Below are 2,730 nucleotides of genomic sequence, written 5' to 3'. Positions count from 1 at the left end.
TTTATCTACGATGCCCTGCCCGCGCTTACTTTTGCTGGCATCTTCCGGCTTTTTGTATTTGCCGCTGAGGAAGCCGCTGGCCAGTGAATAGTAGTTGATCACGCCGAGGCCATTTTTCACCGCGACCTGCTCCAGACCGCTTTCGTACTCCTGACGATCGTAAAGATTGTATTCCGGCTGCAGCGTTTCATAGCGCGCCAGGCCGTGCTGCTTGCTTACATCCAGCGCTTCCTGCAGACGTTTAGCGTTGTAGTTAGACGCGCCAATCGCACGCACTTTGCCCTCTTTGATCAGCGAATCGAAGGCTTTCAGCGTATCCAGCAACGGAGTGGTTTCATCATCGCGGTGCGCCTGATAGAGATCGATGACGTCGGTTTGCAGGCGACGCAGCGAATCTTCCACCGCCTGACGAATGTAAGCCGGTTTAAGACCGGTTTTCTCTGGTGACAGCTCCATGCCGACTTTGGTGGCCAGCACGATGCTGTCGCGCTTGCCGCTTTTCTTCAGCCATTTACCGATGATGGTTTCCGATTCGCCACCTTCGTTACCCGGCGCCCAGCGCGAATAGACGTCGGCGGTATCGATGAAGAACAAGCCCTTCTCCACCAGTGCATCGAGCAGTGAGAACGAGGTTTTCTCATCCACCGTCCAGCCAAACACGTTGCCGCCAAAGGTGAGACGGGGAACTTCGATACCGCTGTCGCCAAGCTGGCGGAGTTTCTGTTGACTCATTTTGTTCTCCTTATTCAAACGAGACAGGTCTGCTATTGAGCTTAGCAAAGGAATTCGTCGCGCTTATGCGGATTGCTGGCAGAATATTTACAGAATATGAATACTTACCTTCGCCAGGGCGATATTCTTATTTCCTTCAATTTTTGCCCGATCCGGGCGACTACAATCATTCGTTTGCGTAGTGGCATTTTTATTACGCACCTTGGGAATACGAAACCGCTGGAGAGCACACACCTTGATGAACCGTCGACTAAAAACAAGCTTGCTGGCTGTAGCCGTGATTGCCGTATTGGCTGGCGGATATTACTGGTGGCAACATCCAGCGGAACCGAATAAACAGACGCAGGCTGAAGGTCAGCAGCAGCGTGGACGCGGCGCAGGCGGCAAACGCCCCTTAGCGCCAGTGCAAGCCGCCGCTGCCACAACCAGTAGCGTGCCGTATTTCCTCAGTGGCCTCGGCACCGTCACCGCCGCCAACACCGTCACCGTGCGCAGCCGTGTTGATGGGCAATTGATGGCGCTGCACTTCCAGGAAGGTCAACAAGTGGCCGCTGGCGCTTTGCTGGCGGAAATCGATCCGCGTCCTTATCAGGTGGCGTTAACCCAGGCGCAGGGCCAATTGGCAAAAGATCAGGCCACACTCGCCAATGCACGCCGCGATCTCAGCCGCTATGAAAAACTGGCGAAAACCTCGCTGGTGTCGCAGCAGGAACTTGATACGCAACGTTCGCTGGTGAGCGAAACGCTTGGCACCATCAAAGCCGATGAAGGTAACGTCGCCAGCGCCCAGCTCAACCTGACTTACAGCCGCATTACCGCGCCAATTGGTGGACGCGTCGGCTTGAAACAGGTTGATGTCGGCAACTACATTACGTCCGGCGATACCACTGGTTTAGTGGTGATCACCGAAACGCATCCGATTGACGTGGTGTTCAGCGTCGCCGAGAACAACATCAGCCAAATCCTCAAGGCGCAGAAAAGCGGACAGCCGCTGATTGTCGAAGCCTGGGATCGCAGCAACAAAACGCTGCTGACCAGCGGCACGCTGTTGAGTCTCGATAACCAGATTGATGCCACCACCGGTACCATCAAGCTCAAGGCGCGTTTCAGCAACGAAGATGATTCGCTGTTCCCGAATCAGTTTGTCAACGCACGTCTGAAAGTCGATACCTTGCAGGATGCAGTGGTGATCCCAACCGCCGCGCTGCAAATGAGCAACGACGGCCACTTTGTCTGGGTGGTCAACAGCGACAACAAAGTCAGCAAGAAACGCGTTACCGCTGGGTTGCAGGACAGCCAGAAAGTGGTGATCAGCGCCGGCCTCGAAGCGGGCGATCGCGTGGTGACCGACGGGCTGGATCGTCTGACGGAAGGCGCCACCGTAGAAGTGGTGGCACCGCAAAGCGCCGCGACACACAGCACGCGCGCTGCGCAGCCCGCACGCGGAGAGCGTCAATAATGCAGGTGATGCCTCCTGACAGCAGCGGTGGACCTTCGCGCCTGTTTATTCTGCGCCCGGTCGCCACCACGCTGCTGATGATCGCCATTCTGTTAGCCGGCGTGCTCGGCTACCGTTTTCTGCCGGTTTCCGCTCTGCCTGAAGTCGATTACCCGACCATTCAGGTAGTTACGCTTTATCCCGGCGCCAGTCCAGATGTTGTCACTTCCTCGATTACCGCGCCGCTGGAACGCCAGTTTGGGCAAATGTCTGGCCTGAAGCAGATGTCGTCGCAGAGTTCGGGCGGCGCTTCCGTAGTGACATTGCAGTTTCAGCTGACGCTATCACTGGATGTTGCCGAGCAGGAAGTGCAGGCGGCGATCAACTCCGCCACCAACCTGCTGCCGAGCGATCTGCCGAATCCGCCGGTGTATAGCAAAGTGAATCCGGCCGATCCGCCGATCATGACGCTCGCCGTTACCACCACCAGCATGCCGCTCACGCAGGTGCAGGACATGGTGGAAACGCGCGTGGCACAGAAGATTTCCCAGGTTTCGGGC

The 2,730-nt window shown here is 56.6% G+C and carries 3 protein-coding genes; 2 read left to right on the top strand and 1 reads right to left on the bottom strand.

Annotated elements, in window-relative coordinates; genetic code table 11:
- Nucleotides 1-732, bottom strand: a 732-nt coding sequence (locus RTY00_RS23120; protein WP_312666518.1) for an aldo/keto reductase, incomplete at its 3' end; no start/stop codon positions are given.
- Nucleotides 733-970: 238 nt separating this feature from the next.
- On the opposite strand from RTY00_RS23120, the gene RTY00_RS23115 reads away from it, so the two are divergent.
- Nucleotides 971-2,191, top strand: a complete 1,221-nt coding sequence (locus tag RTY00_RS23115) for an MdtA/MuxA family multidrug efflux RND transporter periplasmic adaptor subunit (RefSeq protein ID WP_312666517.1) — start codon at nucleotides 971-973, stop codon at nucleotides 2,189-2,191.
- Nucleotides 2,191-2,730, top strand: a 540-nt coding sequence (locus RTY00_RS23110; protein WP_312666516.1) for an efflux RND transporter permease subunit, incomplete at its 3' end; no start/stop codon positions are given. The genes RTY00_RS23115 and RTY00_RS23110, both read left to right, overlap by 1 nt.

This window comes from Pantoea sp. CTOTU49201 (assembly GCF_032054795.1).
Taxonomy (GTDB): domain Bacteria; phylum Pseudomonadota; class Gammaproteobacteria; order Enterobacterales; family Enterobacteriaceae; genus Pantoea; species Pantoea symbiotica.
The sequence above is the reverse complement of the archived record's forward strand: the minus strand, read 5'-3'. Positions and strand labels throughout refer to the sequence as shown.